This window comes from Rubellimicrobium arenae (assembly GCF_017916275.1).
In the GTDB taxonomy this organism is placed as follows: domain Bacteria; phylum Pseudomonadota; class Alphaproteobacteria; order Rhodobacterales; family Rhodobacteraceae; genus Rubellimicrobium; species Rubellimicrobium arenae.
Genome location: NZ_JAFMST010000013.1, coordinates 81,732 through 100,198 on the forward strand (window position 1 = coordinate 81,732; position 18,467 = coordinate 100,198).

Annotated in this window: 17 protein-coding genes; 2 read left to right on the forward strand and 15 right to left on the reverse strand. The window is 67.1% G+C overall.

Annotated elements, in window-relative coordinates; genetic code table 11:
* The 11 genes from J3P31_RS18295 to J3P31_RS18345 form a co-directional block, all read right to left on the reverse strand.
* Positions 1–759 carry a 5-formyltetrahydrofolate cyclo-ligase gene (locus J3P31_RS18295; protein ID WP_210529958.1) on the reverse strand — a complete coding sequence of 253 codons (759 nt, stop codon included), beginning with the start codon at positions 757–759 and terminating at the stop codon, positions 1–3.
* Positions 760–773: 14 nt separating this feature from the next.
* Complete coding sequence (locus tag J3P31_RS18300; protein WP_210529959.1) at positions 774–1,841, reverse strand: ABC transporter ATP-binding protein; 1,068 nt, start codon at positions 1,839–1,841, stop codon at positions 774–776.
* Positions 1,842–1,844: 3 nt separating this feature from the next.
* A complete protein-coding gene (locus tag J3P31_RS18305) occupies positions 1,845–2,627 on the reverse strand; it encodes an ABC transporter permease (RefSeq protein WP_210529960.1) in 783 nt (260 codons plus the stop codon).
* Positions 2,624–3,502, reverse strand: a complete 879-nt coding sequence (locus J3P31_RS18310; protein WP_210529961.1) for an ABC transporter permease — start codon at positions 3,500–3,502, stop codon at positions 2,624–2,626. The genes J3P31_RS18305 and J3P31_RS18310 overlap by 4 nt, the downstream gene beginning before the upstream one ends.
* Positions 3,502–4,521, reverse strand: coding sequence for an extracellular solute-binding protein (locus tag J3P31_RS18315; protein WP_210529962.1), 1,020 nt, complete (start codon positions 4,519–4,521; stop codon positions 3,502–3,504). The genes J3P31_RS18310 and J3P31_RS18315 overlap by 1 nt, the downstream gene beginning before the upstream one ends.
* A 640-nt stretch (positions 4,522–5,161) precedes the next feature.
* Positions 5,162–5,365 (reverse strand): hypothetical protein, encoded by a 204-nt coding sequence (locus tag J3P31_RS18320; protein ID WP_210529963.1) that lies wholly within the window; start codon positions 5,363–5,365, stop codon positions 5,162–5,164.
* Positions 5,366–6,064: 699 nt separating this feature from the next.
* Complete coding sequence (locus J3P31_RS18325; protein WP_210529964.1) at positions 6,065–6,703, reverse strand: TVP38/TMEM64 family protein; 639 nt, start codon at positions 6,701–6,703, stop codon at positions 6,065–6,067.
* A 3-nt stretch (positions 6,704–6,706) separates the two neighbouring features.
* Positions 6,707–7,276, reverse strand: coding sequence for a hypothetical protein (locus J3P31_RS18330; RefSeq protein ID WP_210529965.1), 570 nt, complete (start codon positions 7,274–7,276; stop codon positions 6,707–6,709).
* Positions 7,277–7,285: 9 nt separating this feature from the next.
* Positions 7,286–8,728: a PQQ-dependent sugar dehydrogenase gene (locus J3P31_RS18335; protein WP_210529966.1), complete on the reverse strand. Its 1,443-nt coding sequence runs from the start codon at positions 8,726–8,728 to the stop codon at positions 7,286–7,288.
* 564 nt (positions 8,729–9,292) lie between these two features.
* A complete protein-coding gene (locus J3P31_RS18340) occupies positions 9,293–10,903 on the reverse strand; it encodes a carboxylesterase/lipase family protein (RefSeq protein ID WP_210529967.1) in 1,611 nt (536 codons plus the stop codon).
* Between the two features lie 374 nt (positions 10,904–11,277).
* Positions 11,278–12,174 (reverse strand): alpha/beta hydrolase family protein, encoded by an 897-nt coding sequence (locus J3P31_RS18345; protein WP_210529968.1) that lies wholly within the window; start codon positions 12,172–12,174, stop codon positions 11,278–11,280.
* A gap of 310 nt (positions 12,175–12,484) precedes the next feature.
* Between J3P31_RS18345 and J3P31_RS18350 the strand changes: the two genes are divergently transcribed.
* Both J3P31_RS18350 and J3P31_RS21775 read left to right on the forward strand, forming a co-directional pair.
* Positions 12,485–13,708 (forward strand): hypothetical protein, encoded by a 1,224-nt coding sequence (locus J3P31_RS18350; RefSeq protein WP_210529969.1) that lies wholly within the window; start codon positions 12,485–12,487, stop codon positions 13,706–13,708.
* A 317-nt stretch (positions 13,709–14,025) separates the two neighbouring features.
* A complete protein-coding gene (locus J3P31_RS21775) occupies positions 14,026–14,637 on the forward strand; it encodes an acyltransferase (RefSeq protein WP_210529970.1) in 612 nt (203 codons plus the stop codon).
* Between the two features lie 593 nt (positions 14,638–15,230).
* On the opposite strand, the gene J3P31_RS21675 is transcribed toward J3P31_RS21775, so the two are convergent.
* From J3P31_RS21675 to J3P31_RS18370, 4 genes are all read right to left on the reverse strand, one after another.
* A complete protein-coding gene (locus tag J3P31_RS21675) occupies positions 15,231–15,356 on the reverse strand; it encodes a hypothetical protein (RefSeq protein WP_256439177.1) in 126 nt (41 codons plus the stop codon).
* A gap of 268 nt (positions 15,357–15,624) precedes the next feature.
* Complete coding sequence (locus tag J3P31_RS18360; protein ID WP_210529971.1) at positions 15,625–16,713, reverse strand: ABC transporter ATP-binding protein; 1,089 nt, start codon at positions 16,711–16,713, stop codon at positions 15,625–15,627.
* The gene (locus tag J3P31_RS18365; RefSeq protein WP_210529972.1) at positions 16,713–17,561 is read right to left on the reverse strand and encodes a carbohydrate ABC transporter permease; all 849 of its coding nucleotides are present in this window, start codon (positions 17,559–17,561) and stop codon (positions 16,713–16,715) included. The genes J3P31_RS18360 and J3P31_RS18365 overlap by 1 nt, the downstream gene beginning before the upstream one ends.
* Complete coding sequence (locus J3P31_RS18370; protein ID WP_210529973.1) at positions 17,561–18,436, reverse strand: carbohydrate ABC transporter permease; 876 nt, start codon at positions 18,434–18,436, stop codon at positions 17,561–17,563. Before J3P31_RS18370 ends, J3P31_RS18365 begins: the two co-directional genes overlap by 1 nt.
* Positions 18,437–18,467: the final 31 nt, after the last annotated feature.

The following is an 18,467-nucleotide window of genomic DNA, read 5'->3' on the forward strand; positions in this document are numbered from 1 at the left end:
TCAGCGGAGCCTGTCGCGCAATTCGGTCAGGAAGGGGATATCGGCGAACTGGTCCGGACGCACCGTGGACCAGTCCACGCCGGCCGGTCGCGCCAAGCTGCGACGGGTCTCGATCAATCCCCGTTCCGTGCCGATCATATCCAACGGGCAGTCGTGCGGCTGCATGACGACGCGTCCGTCCTCGACGACCTGCGTGGAATGGACCGTGGTCACGACTGGCGTTTCCGGCGGGATGCGGCCCAGCATCTGGAACACGCCTGTCTCCAGGTCCGCGAATCCGGCTCCCTTGCCCGTCCGTCCTCCGCTCCGTGTGACGGCCACGGACCCGACGATGAAGAAATCGAGGGAAGGCACGTCCTCGAACCCGATCCGCTCTCCGTGCAGCATGTAGCCTTCGGCCGTGGCCGCCAGCTCGAAGCTCACGCCCTGGGCTTCGATCCGCTTCGGGTCGATCCGCAGGTACGGGTAGTCGCGCACCAGCGCGGGAACCGGGCAATAGAGAGTCTTGCCGGCGTAGAGCGCGCGAAGGCGGAGCTGGTACTGCGGTGGGTCCGGGTTGCACTTCACTGTACCAGCCCGCGCCCAGGCCGGCGTCCGGATCAGTGCATCCGCGGCAAGGTCCGCACCGACGAAGTTCGGGATGTTGCCGCGCGCCGGACCGACAGCCAGGTGGTCCCCCTCCAGCCGCGCCCAGGTCTCCTCACGCAAGATCTGCTTCTCCGGGCTCCGGTTTGCCCAGGACGGGTTGATGCCTGTCATGCCGTGTACCTCCGTCAGGTCGCCACTTGGATGAGCCGTGCCCCGGTTTCCGCATCGAAGATCGTCGGTAGCGGCCCGTTCCCGCGAAGGACGACGCCCACGTCGCCTTCGCCTTGTTCGCCCGGATGGGCGAGAAGTGTTTGACCGTCGGTCAGGCGCAAATGGGCGCGCCGTTCGGCCCCAAGGAACTCCACAGCCCGGAGCGTCGCGGGAATCGAATGGGCATGTCCTCTCTCGACCACTTGCAGGGTCTCGGGCCAAAGCGCCAGCACAAGGGGACGCGACCCGGCATTCGCGATCGCAGCGGCGAGCGGCGGAGGCGGAGTCCAGCCGGGAATCCCGTCGGGGGGAAGGCGAAGCAGGTTCGCCGGGGGGTTGCCGACGAAGCTCGCCACGAAGGTCGTGTCGGGCGAGGCGTAGATCGTTTCGGGGGATCCCATCTGGACGATCCGTCCTCCCGACATCACGGCAACCCGGTCAGCGAGGCTGAGCGCCTCGGCCTGATCGTGCGTCACCATGATCGTGGTCAGGCCCGTGCGCCTGTGCAGATCGCGCAGGTCCGCGCGAACCGTGCCCCGCAGGAGAGCGTCCAGGTTCGAGAGCGGCTCGTCGAGGAGGAGGAGGCGGGGCCGGACGGCGATGGCCCGGGCGATCGCGACGCGCTGCTGCTGTCCGCCGGACAGCTCGGAGGGGAGCCGATCCCGGTAGTCCGCAAGGTCCACCAGTTCGAGTGCCTCGGCGACTCGGGACTTGGCTTCAGCCTTCGGGAGCCCCCGCATCTCCAGCCCGAACGCCACGTTCCGGGCCACGGAGAGATGAGGAAAGAGCGCGTAGTTCTGGAACACGAGCCCGATGTCGCGGTGCCAAGCCGGGCGTCGCGTCAGATCCTCTCCGGCGAGCATGAGGCGGCCGTCATCCGGCTCGATGAGCCCCGCAAGCAGCCTCAGGAGGGTGGATTTGCCGCACCCGGAGGGGCCCAGGAGGCAGATGAACTCCCCTTGCGCGACCTCGAACGCGACATCGGACAGAACGGCAGTGCGGCCATAGGCTTTCTGCAGGCCGGAGGCGACGAGGTAGGTCATGAGTTATCTTCCGCGCCTCCGGGGCCAGAGTTCGGTCGCGATCGCACCGACGATGATGACGCCCACGATCATCGCGCCGATCGCCAGCGTGATGGGATCGATCCCTTCGCCGCGAAGCTGAGCGTAGAGGCGCACCGGAAAGGTGACCCAGCCCGCCCCGGCCACGAAGGTCGAGACCACGACGTCGTTGAAGGACACCAGAAACGAGAGCGCCGCCGCGCCGGCGATCCCTCCCCGTGCGAGCGGCAGCGTCGTGCGCAGGAAGGCACGGACCGGCGTTGCGCCCAGGCTGCGCGCAGCGGCCTCCAGATCAGGATCGATCCGCGTGAAGGTGGCGAGGATCACCCGCATCGCGATGGGCAAGGTGATGATGACATGGGCGAGGATGAGCCCGAAAAGCGTGCCCCCCAATCCTGAATAGGACAGGACCTGCAGGAACGCGATCGCCCAGACCACGAGCGGCAGCGCGAGAGGGGCCAGGATCAGCGCCTCCAGGTAGGCCTGCCCCGGGGGTCGGCCGCGTACCAGGCCCAAGGCTGCGAGGCCTCCGAGTCCGACCGAGATGACGGTGGCCAGTGACGCGACGACCACGCTGCGGGTCACCGAAGCCCTGTATTCCGCACTCTCGAAGGCGGCGATGAACCAGCGCATCGACAGCCCTCGAGGTGGGAACCGGAAGAACCGGCCTTCGTCGAAGGCGGCCAGAATCAGAACAAGGATGGGGGCCACTGCGAAGAGGAGGATCAGCCCGATCCCGGTCGCCCGAACAAACGTTCCGATCTTCATGGCCGCAACCGCGCAAGGCTGAAGGTCACGACGGCGGCCAAGGCGAGCGCCGCGAGCATCGTCACCGCGAGGGCCGAGGCGAAGGGCCAGTCGAGCACCTGCAAGGCCTGTTGGTAGGCGAGCATGGCAAACGTCGCGACCTTGCCCTGTCCCACGATCTGAGGCGTCACGAAGGCGGTGAGGGCCGAGCAGAACACAAGGAGCCCGCCCGCCAGCAGGCCTGGCCATGCGAGAGGCAGGATGATCCGGACCCAGAGCCGGGCCGGAGTGGCCCCCAGCGTGATGGCCGCCTCCTCGATGACAGGTGGCGTTCGGTCCAGCACGGCAAGGATCGGCAGGACGGCGAACGGCAGGAAGGCCTGGATCAGGCCTATGACGATCCCAAGCTGCGTGCCGAGAAGCGGCAGGGGCGAGGCGATGAGGCCCAGTCCGCGCAGGGTCCCGTTCACGACGCCCAGCGGGCCGAGCAGATGAACCAGGCCAAGCGTCGGCAGGAGCGCGCCGCAGGCAAGGGGCAGGAGCACGATGGCCGTCAGGACCCGTCGGGCACGGCCCGCGCGCCGCGCCAGCCAGTGGGCGAGGGGCAGCGCGAGCGCGAGGCATCCGGCCGCCGTGGCCAAGGACATGGCCAGCGTCGTCGCGAGCGTGCGCAGATAGAAGCCATCCCCCAGGATCCGGCTGTAGGCGGCAAGGGTCGGGTTGGACATGTCCGGCACCAGCGAGCCCTCGACCGGGCTCGCGAGGCTCAGGGCCAGGAGCAGCAGAAACGGCAGGCCGAAGGCTGCCAGAACCAGGATCGCTGCGGGCGCGATGAACAGGAGGGACAGGGTCGGCGACAGGCTGGTCCCGCCGCCGGCCTCGCGAGGGGACCGCACTACTGACCGAGGATCTCGCGGTTCCAACGTTCGGTCCATTCCGGACGTTGTTCGATCAGCCATGGCCAGTCGAGCTGAACAAGGGTGGCGACTTCCTCGGGCGTGTTGATCGTCCCGGTTGCCGCTTCTCCGGACAGGGTGACACTGCTGTTCGTCGGTCCGAACATGAGCTCTTCCGCGTAGGCGGTCTGCGTCTCGACCCCGACAGCCCGCTCGATGAACATGCGTGCAAGTTCGGGGTTGGGACTATTGGCCACCTGGCAGACCATGTCGCGCACGAGCACGGGGCCTGGGTCGGTCGGAAAGACGAAGCCGATGTTCTCCCAGTCCGCCAGGGAGGAAAGAACATACCCAGAAATCATCGGCGCGGCCGCGACCTCGCCCGCATCCATCAGGGCGAAGATCTCGTCGAGGCTCGTGTAGGTGAGTGCGGGCGGCCCGAGCTCCGCAAGCTTGGAGAAGGCGGCATCGGGATCGTGCTCGTCGGCTCCGGCGAGCCGGGCGGCTACGGCCAGGAAGCCGTCGCTCTCGGAGCTTGGATAGGGAGCCATGGCAATGCGCCCGTGGTAGTCGGGTTTCCACAAGTCGGCCCATTCCGGAGGCTCCGGGAAGAGCTGCTTGTTGTAGGCGATGCCAAGGCCCACGAGGGACATGGCATAGCAGCCCTCGTTCATTCCTTCCCAGATGGCCTTGAAGGCCGGGCTCTCGGGGTCCGGAGCGACCACGAGGCCATCCGCCAGAAGCTGCGGGGCCTCGTAGATGTTCTGGAAGGTCACATCCATCGTCGGGTTGTCACGCTCGGCATAGAGCTTGGCCATGCGGTCGCTGCTCCCGCCAAGGAGGAATTCAACCCGCGCACCGGTCTCGGCCTCGAGCGGTTCCGCCACGTGAGTGCGCAGGAGCCGCTCGATATCGCCCCCCCAGGTCCCCACGACCAGCGTCTGGCCGGCGAAGTCCTGGGCCAAGGCCGGCAGCGCGGCGACTGCGAATGCCACGGTCCCGACAAGCCGATGTCGCATCTCGTTTCTCCCTGATTCCTGCCGATTGCCTCGGCATTGTGTAAACAAGTCCTGAAGGAGGGGAGGAGGACAGAGGCTCCTGCGTCCCTCTTGACCGCAGTCTCGCGGAGACTGCCGCTTCTGGACGCATCAACGCTAGCTTTCTTGTCACCTTCTACAAGGCCTTCCCCACATTGGACCGAATGGATGGGTCCATGCCGGGCCACGGGATGGTCATCGTCAGCCCGTTCCCTCCGGGGCTGCTGAAGCGCAGTCGCAGGACGCGCGCCGTGGAGCACTGCCGCCTCAACCAGACGACTGGAGCCAGACGAACGCAGGCCGCAGACCCCGCCTTGCGGCCGCGTTCTGACGCCAAGGCAACGTCGGCCGATAGAGGGTTTCGTGGAGGCCGCACCGCAAGAGCATCATGGAGGCGCGGAACAGGTCAGTCAGCGATGACCCGAGGAGACAAGCGATCCGATGGCTTGGGCTGGCCTTTTTCATGGGAGCGGAACGCCCGTGTTGCCGTCGCGCCGGTCCCCGGATCGCCACCATTCCGCCGGCCAGACCCGGCCGAACTGCCTCACCGCAATGGAACGGCGCATCGCGTCCGTTGCACCCGTTCTGGATCCGGATCGGAGGACGCTCCCGTCTGTCCGTCCTAGACCCAGGCACGCGTCTTGCGCAGGCGGCGAAGTCGTTCCGAGAGCCCGCGACGCGACCGGATCATCAGGGCGGAAACGCCGGGGCGCAGCACTGGCAGATCCACGGCCAGAAGCAAAAGCCCCAGCGGCAGCATCCATACTCCGAGGAACGGGAGGAACGAGAGCAGGCCGCCCAGCATCAGCAGGAGTGCGACGGGCAAGCGAACGATCATCGGACTATGGCGGACCAGGCCACGGATGATCCCGCGCGCTGGCGGAACGCGTCGCTCCAACGCTGCGAACTGACGGAGGAGACGACGTTTCTGGCGCGCGCGTGGGCTGAGAGGCATGGCTGGTCGTAGGCTCTGATGCAAAGATGCTGCTGGCCCAACCCGGAGAACCAGCGGTAGTTCCTGAGGCCTTGGTCCCGGGCGGCTGGACAGCGAATTCGAGCGTCCTTCCGGTTCGCCGGGGCGCATCGAACATGTCCTATCCTGATCCATGGCCCTGCGAACTCTCATCAACCCGTCGAGGTATATGGCAGGCGGCGGCCCATGGCGATCTGAATCCAACCCGGGGGCGTCGCGGGACGTCGCCCGCGACCCTCGTCCTTCCATGCTGCCTCCTCCGGTTGGGCTGTGGGGAGCGCGGGCCGACAGTCGAACCGGCGGGGAAGTGAAGCGAACGTCCGGGCGGTTGTCCCACGACGCGCCTGCGGGGGGAGAGCCTGAGGCTTTGCCACTGACGTCGTCCTGGCCTGCCGGCGCCCGCCCCAAGGTTGCCCCGGATCTCGAGTGATGGCGTGGGCGCCGGCCGTCGTGGCCGACTTGGGGGTATCTCAATTCACCCAGGACGACGCCATCGGAGTGCCTCGGTGTTCCAGCCACCGGCACCACTGGTCCCTATCCATCAGGACCGGGTCAGGGTCGCGACGGCCCCAGCCGCTGCGCGAGGAGGAGTGCGAGGCCCGGCAGAGCGAAGGCCGCCACCACGGCGAGGAGGAAGCTGCCGACGCCGCCCGCCGTGGCGCCGACCCCGGCATAGACGGCGCTCAGCGCGAGGTTCGCGAGGCCCGTGATGGCCAGCACCGGGCCGATCCGCAGCCCGGCGAGGCCCGCCATGAGGACGGAGGCCTCGGCTAGGACGGGCAGGGGGCGGCAGAGCGCCAGCGCCCAGACGCCGTTCCGCCCGAGCCATCCGGCGGCGCGGGCGATCCCGTCCTCGCCGATCAGGCGGCGCGCGACGGGGCGTCCGCCCCGGCGGCCCAGGAGGTAGGACAGGACCACCCCGGCGGTCATGGCCAGGGTGCCGAGGATCGTGCCCGGCACGGCGCCGAGAAGGGTGCCCAGCAGCATGGACACGAGGCTTGAGGGCACGGGGAGCAGGCCGTCCGCCGCGAGGAGCCCGGCCAAGAGGGCGGCGGGGCCGGCGGGGTTCGCGCGGCTCCAGTGGCCGGCCTCGACCCAGGCCTCGATCGGGCCGCCCCAGAGGGCGAAGGGGCCGAGGATCACCAGGAGGATGAGGGCTGCGAGCGCGCCCCAGCGCAAGGCGCGAGGCATGCGTCAGACCCGTTCGCCGTAGAGGATGGAAACGGCGGCCATTTCCAGCATCAGCTCCTGCAGGATGAGCTGGTCGGTGGATTTTTCGGCCTGCACCCCCCAGGCGAGGTCGCGCAGGCCCGGGTGCGCGAGGGCGAGGCCCAGCTGTTCCGCGATGGCAAAGGCCCCCATCGCGTCGAGGTTCAGGAGCAGGAGGTGGTGCAGGTCCTTCCAGTTGCCCCTGGCGCCGCCCGCCAGCCCCTCCACGGTGTCGAGCGCCTTGCGCGCCACGTCCATGACCACGCCCGCGAGGCTGCGCGCCCCGTCCGCCGCCTCGCGCCCCAGGGCCCGGGGCAACTCGTGGGCGACCTCCTCGTGCTGGCGGGCGCGGTCGAGCATCTCGGAAAGGAACTGGCGGATGTTCGGCTCCTCGATCTTGGGGACCGCGATCTCCAGCGCCTGCCGGAAGGCCACCTGCGTGGTGACGACGTTGGCGAGCCAGGTCGAGGCGCGGTCGAGATGCTCCTCCCAGGACTCGGGGGCGAGGTTGAGGACGTAGGGCCCTTGGGGGTGGCCCGGTGCGGTGCCGTCCATGCCGTTCTCCTACCGCTTGGTGATGCGCCAGACGACGCCCGTGTGGGCGTAAGCGACGACATAGCTCTTGTTGGCGGTGTTGTTCCCGAAATCGAGCACGTAAAGGCTGCGGCCGTCGGGGTGGAAGGCGACGTCCACCGGCCGTTCCAGGCCGCCGCTGCCCGGGGTGGCCGAGGCGGGGCCGCCGTGGTGGTTGCGCATGAAGGGCTCGTGGGTGCCGGCCTCGAAGTCCACCGTCACCACCTGGAAGCCGTTCCGCAGGTGCTTTTCCCGGTTGGTGTTGAGGGGGGCGTAGGTGCCGAACTGGCAGACGAAGGCCTTGCCCCTGTGGCCGAAGGTGTCCGAGCGGCTGAAGGCGAGCTTGCCGAGCGCGGTGTGCGGCTCGAAGAGGTAGGCGGCGGGGCCGGCCCAGGGGGGCGGGTTCTCGATCAGCGGTTCGGCCCGCTTGCCGCGGATCGGCTTGTGCGCGTCGTCCCAGACGGGGAGGCCGTCGCCGCAGATGTCGGGATAGCCGAACCATTCGGGCTCCCTCACCTCGCCGGGGGGGAGCTGCGCGGTCCTGATGCGCCAGATCCGGTCGGGGTCCTCGCCGACCGCGCGTTCGCCCTTTTCCTCCATGTCGTTGTCGGTGGCGTAAAGGTGCCCGTCCTCGCCGAAGGCCAGGCCGTAGGGGTTGCGGATGCCCCAGGCCAGCAGCTCGAGGTCGCTTCCGTCCGGCCTGGAGCGCCAGACGGCGGAGTTGCACTTGAGCTGGCCCTTGATGACCTCGCCCTTTGTCGCGGGGGAGCCGAAGGGTTTGAAGGGGCCGGTCTCGGCGTAATAGGGAAAGGGCAGGCGGGGGTCGCGCGCCCAGACGGTGTTGCCGGTCAGCGTGACGTCCTGCCCGGGCACGTCATGGGCGTGGGGGTGCTTGGCGATGTCGACGGTGAAGCCTTCGGGCAGCACCGTGCCCGCCAGCGCGACGGAGCCGTTCCCGAAATACATCATGCCGTCATGCGGGCCGAAGATCGGCCCCCCGGGCTCGTGCCAGCCGCCCGAGGGCAGGTCGTCGACCAGCACCACGCGTTCGCGCGTCGTCAGGTCGTGGCGCGTGATGCGCATGTTGTAGCCGCCCTTGAGCGACACGTAGAGGTAGCCGTCGCGCACCGACATGCCGCGCGGGCCGCCCAGATTCTCGACGGCGAAGACCTCGGGGTCGCGGCCCGGGGCCATGCGCCAGATTCGGGGCGTCATGTAGGGGCGCGTGGGCCAGGTGCTGCCGCCTTCGGCGACGAAGAGGGTTCCGTCCTCCGGGTCGATGCAGAGCGCGCAGGGGAAGGACAGGCCCGCGACCACCGGCTCGACCGTATAGCCGTCGGGCACCCAGATGTCGGAGGCGTCGATCCGCGGCCGGACGGGGGTGGGCAGATGCTTCAGGGCTTCAACCGAGGCCCGTGTCATCGCAGGCTGCATGTGACCCTCACAACAAGACCAAGGCTGCTCGTGACGTCAGACGCGGATTTGAGCCCAAGCCCATGATGGAGTTAGGAGCCAAAGGCGCTTTGGCCATGTCCGGAGCCGCCCGGAACGCCTGACCAATGATCCAGTCTTGAAGGATCAGGCTCTTTGCCGCTGAACCAGGTGATCGGCCTGGCTGCGACCCGGACCATCGGGCGAGATCGGCCGGGCAGGCGGGTGAATCCATTCCTGCTCGTCCGGAAGCTTTCCGCTGCGAGCACCGTCCATCCCGTCACCTCAAGCGGGGGCGACGGGCCTGGAGGCGGAATGGGTGCGTGGTGATCTGACGGTGCAACCGATCGGCCGGCAGGTGAAGATCGGTGGCCGAGAGCGCCCTACCGACTGCCGCGTCCTGTCGATGTCGAGCGGGGCTTCTCCGGTCGACGCGGTGCTATGTCCTGCGTCCCGAAAACCGCCGCCATGAATGCCATGAAGGGTGCGTCCGGGGCCGTGGCCCCCGCGCCTCCGCCAAACATGGCCCGGACTGGGCGGGGCCAGCCCGGGCGGCGCCTGGACGGCCTAATCCCGAAGGCTTTCCCAGAAGTCGCAGTTGTGAAGCGCCCGAAGCGCAGCCGCCGGCACCGCGACGGGAGCACTGCCGCGCAGGTTCAGGATCGGACCCTCGCCCGGAGAGTAGGCCCGCCATTCCGGCTGGCCCGAAGAGTTGGGATCCCCAGCCTTGGCGAAGGCCCCCCAGTAGGCCCGCATCTGTCGGGCGAGCTGACGCTCGTCCTCGCCGAAAGCGTTGGCGTTGAGGGCCGCATTGCCCCGCTCGGGGATGAGATAAGGCAACTCGGTCGCGTGCCCCGCCCCCCAGACGTAGCCCGGGATCTCGAACCAGCCGCTCGCGTCCGAATGGGCGAACTCGTAGGCGAAGGTCGGCACGTTCGGCGCCAGGATCTCGGTGATCCGGTTGGTCTTGCAAGGACTGAGGCTGCCCTCGGCCGGCAGGAAGTTCTCGATCATCACCTCTGCCGCGAGATAGGTGCCCGTGTAGCGGGTCGGATCATCGGGCCAAGGATAGACGGTCAGGACAGCATCGGCATCCTCGCCGTACATCTCCCGAACGAACTGCTCATAACCTTCCTTGTCGAACTCCCGCGCAGAGGTGGTGGTCCAGTCGGTCAGGAAGCTGCGTCCCTCGTCCCGCGTGGCCCCGATCAGGACCGGGACCTTGCGGAACTCGCCCGACTGGAGGGCCTGGTAGGGCTCACGCGGGAGGAACTCCGTGTCGGAGACGATCTGCCAGGCAACCTCCGGCGCGTCGATGAGGCTGGCGACCGGGGTTTGGCGAAGGCAGGCGGCCGCATCGTCGCCCGTGCAGTTCAAGCCGTCGGCGATGGACGTGCCGATCCGCTCGGCGTCCGACAGGGGCGTGGAGTTGCATAGCGTGCTCATCATGATCGCCCGCGCGAACAGTCCCTCGGACGAAGGGGCCGTCATGTGCACGCAGACCGAGCCGCCGCCCGCCGATTCCCCGGCGATGGTGACCTGGGCGGGATCGCCTCCGAAGGCCGCGATGTTCTCCTGCACCCAGCGAAGCGCAGCCTGCTGGTCCATGAAGCCGTAGTTGCCCGACTGGCCAGCCTCTTTGGTCAGGGCCGGATGCGCCAGATTGCCCAGGTTGCCCAGCCGGTAGTTCATCGTGACGCCGATGATGCCGTTCTCGCGCACCAGGGCGTTCAGGTTCTCGTTGTTGCCGCTCCCGGTGCGCCATCCGCCGCCGTGGATGAACACGAGGACGGGGAGCCGGGCGTCCGCCGCCGTTCCTTCAGGGCGCTGGACGTTCAGAAAGAGGCAATCCTCGTCCTCCACGCGGGCTGAATCTAGGCCGAAGGTCTGCGGGCAGGCGGCGCCGTATTCGACGGCAGGGCGCACGCCCTCCCAGGCGTCGACCGGTGCGGGCGGACGCCAGCGTAGGTCACCCACGGGAGCCGCGGCGTAGGGAATCCCGAAGAAGTCCTCCACGCCCTCCGCTATGCGTCCCTGCACCTGGCCGGAGGCCGTTGTGATGGGAGACGCCGTGGACGCGGCTATGTCCTGAGGGGCGGTCGCCTCCTGCGCCGAAAGGTCAGTGACCGACAGCACTGTCATCAGCGCGGCCAGCGCGCCCGCGTTCGTTCCGTTCATGATCTCCCCCTCGCAGCAGGTCCATTCGGCCCGGCCGCGTAGATGCTAATGCCGTCCGCCCGGGGGACCAGTGTGGCGCAGGCTCTTTACATCCAGCGGAACGCAACCCGCAGGCTGCCGGGCCGTTTCGATCCGCCACCTTGGAGGTCCTGCGAAGATGAGGGTGGCCGGGTTGCGCCACCCTCCCGGGCCGCCGGCCTCGACATCAGCCCGCTCCGCGCCCGAACCAAGGCGGCGGGACCTGACAGTACGCCCGGTCGCCCGAGGTCTGAGCGGCGGGGGATCACGGGCTGCGCGCGCCATGGCTGCATCGGGCCGCCAGGAGTCCTTGATCCCGGGTCGTCACGCCTTCCTGGGTGCCCGTCCAGTCCGGATCAGTCAGCCTGCGCGTCGAAGAAGGCAATGGTGGCCGCGATCATCTCGTCGAGCGTCGCGGGTCCGGATTCGCTCCCACCTTCGGTCAGGACATTGAAAGCGTGATCCATGTCACGGACCCACAACTCCTCGGGGCCCTCATGCGCATCGATGAGCATGTCCGCCGCTTCGGGCCGCACGACGACATCTGCGCTGCCCTGAGCCACGAAGACCGGCCCGTCATAGGAGGCGATCTCGGCCCTCGGGTCGACTGTCGAGAGCTGTTCGAAGTAGCCCTGCTTCAGGGCCGTCTCCCCGCCCCAGGCCAGCGGAACCGTCATGGGCGTGTCGCCCGTCGAAAGACCCGCCTTGATCGCATCCTCGCCAAGGAGACCGGTGAAGGTGCCAAGCGGGTCGGCCACCGCAGCCCAGAGCGCCACGGCGTCCGGCACGTCGCTGCGGCCCGCCACGGCCGTGGCCACCAAGCCGCCCTGGCTCCATCCGATGATGTAGATGTCGTCCCCCGCGATGCGCGGATCCGCCTTGACATACTCCAGCGCCGCAAGCCCGTCGGCGATCTGACCCTCGAAGGTGGTGTCGGCGAACTCGCCATCGCTCTCGCCGGAGCCGATGAAATCGATCCTGAGGCTGGCATAGCCGTGCTCGGCCAGCACGCGGGCCGTCCTTGAAAAGACGCCTTCGTCGGTGCCCGGGATGGGCAGCTCGTCACGGCTGCCGGTAAACCCATGGAACAGCAGGACGACAGGTGCGGGCTCGCCTTCGGGCAAGCTCAGGGTGCCGACCATGTTCGCCCCTTGGGACGGGATCGAAATCACCTCCTCCGTCGAGCTCTGGGCCCAAGCCGTGTTGCCTGCAAGCAGGGCAAGCAATGAGAGGCCAACTGCGCGGTTCAGCATGCGGGAGTCTCCGGGATGTGAGTGCAGGAGCATCGTCGCCAGCCGCCGGCGTTGCGTCAACCTCATGTCCCGCTCCGGCTGCGACGTCCGAGGCCGGCGCTCGCAATGCAGCCGCCGCACCCGTTTCGGTGGGCCGCGCCGTCCTGTCCCGGTGCCGAGCTCGATGGCGTGAGCGTGGGAGGCACCGCCCGGTCGGCCGGTTCTGGGCAAGAACCAGCCTGTCACCTCGACCCCATGCCACACGAGCGTGGCTTGTTGGTTCAGGCCACTACTATCCGGCACGGGCGGGCGGCCCGTCGACGAGGTGACGATGTCTCTCAACGCCTACTGGCTGGCGATCGCCATCGGATTGGGCGGCACGCTCGCCTGGGCAGAGCCGCGTCAGCACGGCAACGTCATCTACGATTTGCCATCCGACTGGTCCACAGGTCGGCTCGAAGCAGGGGTGCAGCTTCTGCAGTACGACGGGCCTGAGGAAACCTGCCGGTTCTGCTACCTCCATCTGGGGCCCGGGGCGACGGCCCAAGGGCGGCTGGAGGACTGGCTGGCCGCCGAAAGCCTGCGGTTCGTCGACCCGGAAGATCGCGCCTCGATCGACATCGTGGAGGACGCTCATCTCGCCGGCCATGAGCCAAGGCCCTTCGCCATCATGGCGATGAGGGTCGATAGCAGCATTCTCGTCGCCTTCGCGTTCGAAGCGGCCGGGCGCTACGAGGCCGTCGGCTTCGAGGGTTATGCCTACGAGCAGCAGGACCTCGTCCGCTCGTTCACCTTCCTGCAGGACGAAGTCTCGACTTTGCTGGATCGACTCAGGTTCGTGTCCGAAGGCGCTTCGCCACTGCTGCCCGCAGCGGAGCCGGGCTCGTTGTCGGGCCTTTGGTGGGGGTGGTGGCTAAGGCCGGTCATGCAGATCGACCTGACCATGCAGATGACTCAGGATCATCGGACCATCGCGTTCTGGCCGGACGGCCGTTCCTATGACGGCAGGCCGCCGAACGGGCTGCTGGAGCTTGATCCCGGGGTGTTGGCTGCGTCCATCGACCCCGACTGGGGCGTCTACCGGGAAAGCAGAGGAGCCCTCGAACTCTACTATGCCGATGGTCGAAAGGAGTTGCTGTCTGCCAATGGCGCAGGCTGGAGCGACCGGGACCGCACCTTGGTGCAGGTTGAGCCCCTGCCTGATGGAGCTCCCCTCTCAGGCACGATCTCGGCATTCTCGTACACAGGTTTCACTCCCGGATCCGGGATCGAAGGAGGGATTTCTTCCTCCAGCAGCACGACCTTCTACCCGGATGGCCACTACGAAGGCGAAAGCTTCGGGGGAGCCTTCGGCAACCTCGTCGACGGCGCAGGCTCCACGACAGGCGGATTTGCCACGAGCGGTGGCTCTGGGATCCAGGGGGGCCGCTACAAGGTCCGACACGGCTTGGTCATCATGCGGCCCGCCGATGGCTCCGCACCCAGAGCCGAACTGATCTACAGGCTCCCGAATGGCGAGATCATGCTGGGCGATCAGGTGATCGACGACGATTGATCCGGGTCTGTTGCCGTTCGGACCTGGTGGAGGTCGCTTCGTCGCCCGCGCGGGCCGCTCTTCCCGTTCCTTCATTTGTCCGGGGTCGGCAGACGGCCCACCGGGGACGCCACGAAGAATGGAGCCGATCATCGTCCCAGATGCCAGAGCCGCTGCTGGTACTTTCCCTAGCTTGACAACGGGGATCTGGTTATCGTGGCCAGAGACGCAGGAGATCTCGACGCGCTTCCTTGTCCCCAGTGGTATGTAACAATGCTCTTGGATCGCCAGATGTCGACACCTGAGGGTGAAAGTCTGATCAGCAGGACAACGGCATCATGATTGCAAAGATCATGAAAGCCACGCTGGGCTACCTTGCGCTTGAAAAGGGAAAGGGCGCTGGGCTTTGGAGGAAGTTGGCCAATCCGTCAGTGGACGATTGGACCACATATCTGAAACGACATGGTGGGTTTCACAGCTTTGGCGAGGACTGCTATGTCCTGCCAGAGACGATCTTCACCGACCCGGTCTATACCCATATCGGCAACAACGTCTACATCGTCGGGGCCTGGATTTCCGGGCATGACGGCAGCATCAACATGCTGAACAAAGCCTATGGAAAGAAACTGGATGCTGTCGGGCCCGTCGTCATCAAGGATGACGTTTTCATCGGTCGAGGAGCAACCATCCTGCCCGGCGTGACCATTGGTCCGCGCGCGATCGTCGGCGCCGGTTCCGTGATCAGCAAGGATGTACCGCCCAACTCGGTTGTCGCCGGAAATCCGGCTCGGATCATTCGTTCACTGGACGAACATGTCGAGCGGATCCAACAGCGCACGAATGGTTATCCATGGCGTGATCTGATCGCGCAGCGTGACGGTGGGTTCGATCCGGCTCTCGAGCCCGAACTGAAGCGACGGCGCGTCGAGCACTTCTTCGGGGTGGCCTGACATCTCCGTGGCGGTCCCCTGGAACGCTTCCTGGCCGGACCGGTCAGGTGGGACGCCAAGAGTCTCGATTCGGGCTCGCAGGAAGTCTTGGCGTAGCACGCTCTTCTGGGACCCTGGCTCCGGCGCGCACGAGGCAGGGTGACGTCTGGGAAGTTTCGGCGGCCGGATGTTCTCAGCCGTCTGGACAGTTCGCCCGACAAGGACAGCCCCGTCTCGCGATGGGACAGACGCCGGCGCGCGATCGTGGCGTGCGATCCGGTCCGGATGCGCGTCGGCGCGTCGTTCAGGCGGACATCCGGGAACAGGAATAGCATGAGCAGGTCGCGTCCTGTGCTCTTCACATTCACCCGCCATTCCATGGAATCCGGATTCCTGGTCCCGAAGCTCAAGCCGACGTGCCAGCCGTCGTTGCCGGGTGCCTCGGCCGAGGGAAACCGGATCGGAAACGTGCCCAAGCCCCCGGGCCTGATCCAAGTGCCTTATCCCACGAGCGCATCATAAGCCCGATGGAGGCAAGGCGTGTTGGCCGCTGCCGCGAAGGTCGGCGAGGACATGCAGGTCTCGGGCTCATCCGGCGGAAGCCCCATGGCGACTCAGAGTTCCTCTTGGCCCTCCTCTGCAAGGCAGGGGCTGAACGCGTCGTCGAGGCGGATGAAGCCTTCCTTGACGAAGTGCTCGACCTGAAACTCGCTCAAGCCCTCGGGTGCGATGTCCGGCATGTCATGTCTCCCTCTGGCCAACCCCGAAGCGAGGCCGGTCACGCTGATCCGGCGCGAATGCGCTGGCTGGCAGAGCCGGTCAGACCAGCGGGGGTGGATGCACATGAACATCATGGGCCCGAGGTAACGGCCCTTCCAGGAGAGGCAAGTGGCGACTTCAGGCCATGCCTGGTCAGCGTCTCTGCCTCAGCCCACTTGGTCGGGCGACGCTGACAAACGAGGATGCGACCTTGTGCAACGCGTGGCACGCGGGAAAGTCTCTGTCCGGTCAGACGTACTCGCCCAAGGACAGGCGCGCCCCTGAATCGGGATCAAACAACGAGCAGGCGTCGGCCTGGAGAGCCAAGGAGACCGGGGTCCCGGCCTTCAGTCCGCTTCGGGGCGGCAGGCGAGCGATGACCGAGGCACTGCCGATGCGAACGGTCGCCATGTTGTCCGGACCGGTCGGCTCCATCACGTCGACCACGCCGCCGAGCCGGGCCTCCCCCGCACCCAAGGAAAGGTGCTCGGGACGGACGCCAAGCACCAGCCGACGTCCGTCGGCGTGAAGCGGCAACCCCGCGAGCCTGACCGGATCGGCGCCATCGGGCAGGAACATCGGCATGTCCCCCTGGACGACGACCCGGCCGTTCAGGAAGTTCATGGCGGGAGACCCGACGAAGGATGCCACGAAGATGTTGGCGGGCCGTTCATAGACGGTCTGGGGGTCGGCCAGTTGCTGGATCACGCCGCCCTTCATCACTGCGACCCGAGTCGCGAGCGTCATGGCCTCGACCTGGTCATGCGTCACATAGACCGTGGTGGTTCCGAGCCGATCGTGGAGCCGGCGGATCTCTGTCCGCATCTCCACGCGGAGCTTGGCATCGAGATTCGAGAGAGGCTCGTCGAACAGGAAGAGGTCGGGGTCCCGCACGATGGCGCGTCCCATGGCCACCCGCTGCCGCTGACCTCCGGAGAGCTGGGCCGGACGGCGATCCAGAAGGTGCGTGATCTGCAGAAGCTCCGCCGCGCGGGTCACCTTGTCGTGCCGCTGAGCGCCGTCGATCCCACGCATCTCGAGCCCGAACCCCAGATTCCGGCGCACATCCATGGTCGGATAGAGGGCGTAGCTCTGGAAGACCATGGCGATATTGCGATCCTTGGGGTGGGCGCTCGTGACCCGCCGCCCGCCGATCAGCACCTCTCCCTCGGACGGAGCCTCAAGGCCCGCCACGATGGACAGCAGCGTGGACTTGCCGCACCCCGACGGCCCGAGCAGGACCAGAAAGCCCCCGTCCTCAAGGGTGAGGTCGAGGGGCGGGATGACTTCGAGGGCACCGAAGCGCTTCGAGATCCGATCGAGCCTGAGATCCGCCATCAGCCTTTCACCGCTCCCGCTGCAATTCCGGTCACCATGGCCCGTTGGACAAGGGCGAAGAGCACGACCACGGGCAGGATCGAGATGATGCCGCCCGCAGCCAGCATGCCCCAGGGCAGCTGGAACTCGCCCACCATCAGCTGAAGGCCCACCGGCCAGGTGCGCGAGCCTTGCGAGGTTGTCAGCATGAGAGCGAAGAGAAACTCGTTCCAGGCGCCGATCCCGACGAACACGGCTGTCGCGAGCAATCCGTTGCGCGCGATGGGCAGCACGATCCGAACCATGGCACCGCCCCGCGTCGCCCCATCCACGCGGGCTGCGGCCTCGAGCTCGGGCGGAGCCGCGTCGAAGAAGCCCTTCAGCATCCAGATGAAGAGCGGCAGCAGGAAGCTCGTGTAGGCGACCGCCAGGCCAGCCCGCGTATCGAGCAGTCCCAAGCCCCGCATGACGACGAACAGCGGGACGATCATCAGGACGGCCGGGAACATGCGCACGACAAGGTAGCCCAGCATGAGGGCGCGGCGTCCTCGGAAGCGGGTGCGCGACACGGCGTAGGCCGCCGGTGTTCCGGCCAGGAGGCAGATCGCCACGGTCAGGGTGGTGACCACGAGGCTGTTGAGGACCAGGACCGGGTAGCCGGACTGGGTCCAGAGCTTGGCGTAGTTCTCCCAGGTCACGGAGGGCGGGATGTAATGGAGGACCGGACTGATGATGTCCGCCTCGTGCTTGATCGATGTCAGGAAGGTCCAGACGATCGGCGCGACGCAGAGCAGCGACAGCGTACCCATGACAAGATAGGCGGCAGCGTCCCACAGCCGGGTGGCAGGCGTGTTGAGGCGAAGCGACATCAGTCCCGGTCCACTCGGAGAAGGGCGACATAGGCCCAGGCGAACACCATGAGGAGCGCGAACATCACGACCGAGAGCGCCCCCGCGTAGCCGAAGTCAAAGTCCTTGTAGGCCGTCTGGAATGCATAAAGCGACAGGACCTGCGTTGACCGGCCCGGTCCTCCGTTGGTCAGCACCAGGAGAAGGTCGGGCGAGTTGACGAGGCCGATGACCCGAAGGATCACGGCCGCCGCGATCACCGTCCGAAGCTGCGGCAGCGTGATGAGCCGCAGCTGCGCCAATGCCCCTGCGCCGTCGATCGCCGCAGCCTTGTAAAGATCCTCTGGAATGCCCTTGAGGCCGGCAAGCAGGAGCAGCGTGAAGAACGGGAAGCTGTGCCAGGCCTCCACGGCGATGGCCGCTCCCATGGCCGTGGACGGGTCGGCGAACCAAGCCTTGTAGCCGTCGATCAGATTCAACCGCATCAGGATGTCGTTCACCACCCCGAGGCGGGGGTCGAGCATCAGGGCCCACATATGGCCCGCGACGATGTTGGGCAGGAACATCGGAACCAGGATCAGGACGGCGAAGGCGCGCGTGCCCGGCAAGCCACGGTTCAGGGCCAGGGCCGCAGTGAGCCCGAGGAAAAGCTCGATGATGACCGACGCTGTCACCCAGACGGCGGTGTTCTTGAGCGAGGTCCAGAAGACGGGATCGGACACCATGTCCGCATAATGGCGCAGCCCCACCCAGTCGTTGCCAAGCTGGGGCCGGTTGAGCCGGAGTTCCTGCACGGACAGCAGGAACCCCGTCGCGGTCGGATAAAGCACCACCGCGGTGATCACCAGGAGACTGGGGAACAGGAGAAGGAGGGCCCAGAACCGGCCTTCCGACATCTCCCCCAGCATCCGTGCCGGGCTGAACCGC

Bases quoted from the DNA above. Each gene is read 5' to 3' on its own strand.
- J3P31_RS18345 (WP_210529968.1), bottom strand. From the start codon at position 12,174: ATGCTGAACCGCGCAGTTGGCCTCTCATTGCTTGCCCTGCTTGCAGGC.
- J3P31_RS18360 (WP_210529971.1), bottom strand. From the start codon at position 16,713: ATGGCGGATCTCAGGCTCGATCGGATCTCGAAGCGCTTCGGTGCCCTC.
- J3P31_RS18340 (WP_210529967.1), bottom strand. From the start codon at position 10,903: ATGAACGGAACGAACGCGGGCGCGCTGGCCGCGCTGATGACAGTGCTG.
- J3P31_RS18295 (WP_210529958.1), bottom strand. From the start codon at position 759: ATGACAGGCATCAACCCGTCCTGGGCAAACCGGAGCCCGGAGAAGCAG.
- J3P31_RS21775 (WP_210529970.1), top strand. From the start codon at position 14,026: ATGATTGCAAAGATCATGAAAGCCACGCTGGGCTACCTTGCGCTTGAA.
- J3P31_RS18365 (WP_210529972.1), bottom strand. From the start codon at position 17,561: ATGTCGCTTCGCCTCAACACGCCTGCCACCCGGCTGTGGGACGCTGCC.
- J3P31_RS18330 (WP_210529965.1), bottom strand. From the start codon at position 7,276: ATGGACGGCACCGCACCGGGCCACCCCCAAGGGCCCTACGTCCTCAAC.
- J3P31_RS18305 (WP_210529960.1), bottom strand. From the start codon at position 2,627: ATGAAGATCGGAACGTTTGTTCGGGCGACCGGGATCGGGCTGATCCTC.
- J3P31_RS21675 (WP_256439177.1), bottom strand. From the start codon at position 15,356: ATGCCGGACATCGCACCCGAGGGCTTGAGCGAGTTTCAGGTCGAGCAC.
- J3P31_RS18370 (WP_210529973.1), bottom strand. From the start codon at position 18,436: ATGTCGGAAGGCCGGTTCTGGGCCCTCCTTCTCCTGTTCCCCAGTCTC.
- J3P31_RS18300 (WP_210529959.1), bottom strand. From the start codon at position 1,841: ATGACCTACCTCGTCGCCTCCGGCCTGCAGAAAGCCTATGGCCGCACT.
- J3P31_RS18350 (WP_210529969.1), top strand. From the start codon at position 12,485: ATGTCTCTCAACGCCTACTGGCTGGCGATCGCCATCGGATTGGGCGGC.
- J3P31_RS18315 (WP_210529962.1), bottom strand. From the start codon at position 4,521: ATGCGACATCGGCTTGTCGGGACCGTGGCATTCGCAGTCGCCGCGCTG.
- J3P31_RS18325 (WP_210529964.1), bottom strand. From the start codon at position 6,703: ATGCCTCGCGCCTTGCGCTGGGGCGCGCTCGCAGCCCTCATCCTCCTG.
- J3P31_RS18335 (WP_210529966.1), bottom strand. From the start codon at position 8,728: ATGCAGCCTGCGATGACACGGGCCTCGGTTGAAGCCCTGAAGCATCTG.